This window comes from Vibrio sp. 10N.222.49.A3 (genome assembly GCF_041475145.1).
Classification (GTDB): Bacteria; Pseudomonadota; Gammaproteobacteria; order Enterobacterales; family Vibrionaceae; genus Vibrio; species Vibrio tasmaniensis_A.
Genome location: NZ_JBFRVM010000290.1, coordinates 1 through 405, shown reverse-complemented (window position 1 = coordinate 405; position 405 = coordinate 1). Strand labels below are relative to the sequence as shown.

At 39.3% G+C, this 405-nt stretch carries 1 protein-coding gene; it reads right to left on the bottom strand.

The features are described 5' to 3' along the window. Window positions 1-208: 208 nt before the first annotated feature. Window positions 209-405, bottom strand: a 197-nt coding sequence (locus AB4589_RS25090) for a hypothetical protein (RefSeq protein WP_372101924.1), incomplete at its 5' end; no start/stop codon positions are given.

The following is a 405-nucleotide window of genomic DNA, read 5'->3' as shown; positions in this document are numbered from 1 at the left end:
TATGACATTTGGAATGACGCTTTGAAGCATGAGTAATTCGAAAACCAATTTACTTAAAGGAGTTCCGGGGAAAAACTCTTTCTTTTGAAACTCACCCGGCCAATGCGCCCATCCCCAATCTTCTATGATGTATATCCCACCTGATTTTAGATAAGGGAATGATGTCAAAAAGGCGGCTTTTGTTGGTTCATATAAATGGCTGCAATCATCAATAATTAGGTCTACATTTTTTTTTGGGGAAGTGTAATTCTAATATTTGAATGAGCTTGTCTGTATGATCTTGCTTTACTCCACAATAAGGCTCTATTACCGAGTGTGCTGAAGGCCCCTTTCGGTATTGACTTAAGGCTGGATGTTCTCGACGTTTGTCTATGCCTATGATGGATTCAGGGGTGTAAATCTTAT